The sequence below is a fragment of the Stenotrophomonas capsici genome, assembly GCF_034961085.1.
Taxonomy (GTDB): Bacteria; Pseudomonadota; Gammaproteobacteria; order Xanthomonadales; family Xanthomonadaceae; genus Stenotrophomonas; species Stenotrophomonas capsici.
On record NZ_JAYFUH010000171.1, the window covers coordinates 1 to 1,902 of the forward strand.

Annotated in this window: 1 protein-coding gene; it reads right to left on the reverse strand. The window is 69.8% G+C overall.

Features of this window, described 5'->3' with window-relative positions; translation table 11 throughout:
* Nucleotides 1-248: 248 nt before the first annotated feature.
* The gene (locus VA603_RS10765; RefSeq protein ID WP_323438816.1) at nucleotides 249-1,736 is read right to left on the reverse strand and encodes a hypothetical protein; all 1,488 of its coding nucleotides are present in this window, start codon (nucleotides 1,734-1,736) and stop codon (nucleotides 249-251) included.
* Nucleotides 1,737-1,902: the final 166 nt, after the last annotated feature.

Here is a 1,902-nt window from a genome sequence, read left to right on the forward strand (position 1 = left end):
TCACGCCCAAGCTCTACGTTGGCTACGGCGTCTCGCTGGTTGGCAGCGGCTCGGTGATCACGATCAAGTACCTGTTGCGCCGCGGCTTCGACATCGAAGTGGAATCGTCCACGGTGGAAAACCGTGGTTCGGTGAACTGGCGTACCGAGAAGTAAGCCCCCGGCCGTGCAACGCCGGGGATGGGCCGGTCGCGCAGCCATGCCGCGCGCGGCGTTACCGGGGAAATGCGTGCCGGGCGTGGCTCGGCACTACGGGGCGTCTTCCGTTGGTATCCGCTCGCCGCGCGTGCGATGCAGGCGGCCCAGGTCGAACAGGCACAGGCCCAGCGTCAGGCCGCCGCTCAGCGCGCCGTAGGACAGGTTCAAGCCGCGCATGACGAACGGCGCGGCGAAGAACAGGCCGATCGCCAGCAGGGGCAGCATCTGGTTGAGCCGCGCCGAGGCGCGCAGCGCACGCCGCACGGCGAGCCACAGCGCGGCACCGCCCAACAGCATGCCCAGGAATCCCAGCGGCGTGGAGCTGAGCGCGATGGCGGCCACGGCAAGCAGCGGAAGCCACAGCCGCATCGCTGCAGGCGTGGGCAGCCAATGCATCAGCAACTTCCACGGCAGCACGCCCATGCCCAGCAGCAGCGCGACCGCCGTACCGGTCAGGGCCAAGGGCATCAGCTCACCTGGCGATGGCCAGCCCAGGCCTGCATCCAGGTCGGCACTGGCTTTCATCACGTACACCGCGACGGGCAGCAGCAACCACAGTGCGGACAGGCCGATGCCGCGGATCAGCCCCAGCAGCACACGATCTTGGCTGAGCCGCCCGTCGTCGGTGACCGCGCGCCAGAACCTGACCTGCATCTCGTGCAGCGGCGGGCAAGGCAGGAAAGCAGCCGCGTCACCGAGGTGCCGCAGCGCATTGCGCATCATGTGCAGGCGGGCCGGGTTTGCCGCGCTCAGCAGCGCCTGCAGGTAGCGCCACGGACGGGTCAGCAGCGTGCGGCACCGCCGTGTGTCGGGCAGTGTCGCCGGTGCGTCCTGGTCGGTCTGCAGTTCCAGTGCCAACGCCGCTTCGTTGCCCGCCTGCCAGATCCAACGCTGGCGCAGCGTCTCGCGCATGCCGGCCAGCGTGTCCGGGTCGACATGCGTGCCCACCTGGTCCCAACCGAACGCCGTGGCGAGCAGATCGAAATTGGCGCCGCCGATGGCGTCGCCACCGTGGTACAGGCGGCCGAGGAGCTCGCCACCGGCATCGGCCTTGCCGCTCAACGACCAGAGCTCCGGGCACGTGTCCAGCCAAACCTGGAAGCGGTCCGGTGGCTGCGCGCCGGCGGCGTCGATGATGCGCGCGACCAGCGCGTCGAGGTCGATGGCCGGCGGCAGGACCAGACTGTCCTGTGCCAGCCAGGTCGGTTCGGCGTACGGGTGGGTGGGCGCGACGGCCGCGGGTGCGGCACCGGCCAGCACATCGGCCAACGACTGCGGCTCGATGATGATCTCCCGTGCATCCGGCTGCGCCGTCGGCCATGGGTCCTGACCATCGTCCGGTGCTTCGGCGTCGGTGGTCGCCAACGCCTGTTGATGGCGCTGCCAGTGCAGGGCGGTCTGGTAGGCCTCGTGCAGGCGCTGGAAGGCCGCGGCGTCATCGTCCGGGCGGTTGCTGCGCAACAACCGGGCATAGGCGCGCTTGATTGCGCGCTCGTCGGCGCTGGCGTCGAGCTCGAGTACTTCCAGCGCCCAGCTCACTGCAGCCCCTCCAGCTCGTCCAGCGCCCGGCCGAGTTCGCGCCGGTGGCGCTCCACGCGCTGCGTGTCCTGGCTTTCCAGCGCCTCGCGGAACTGCAGCAGCCAGCCCTGCAACTGCTCGCGCTGGTCCACGTGTTCGGAGTACAGGCGTTCGGTGCGCGCGATCA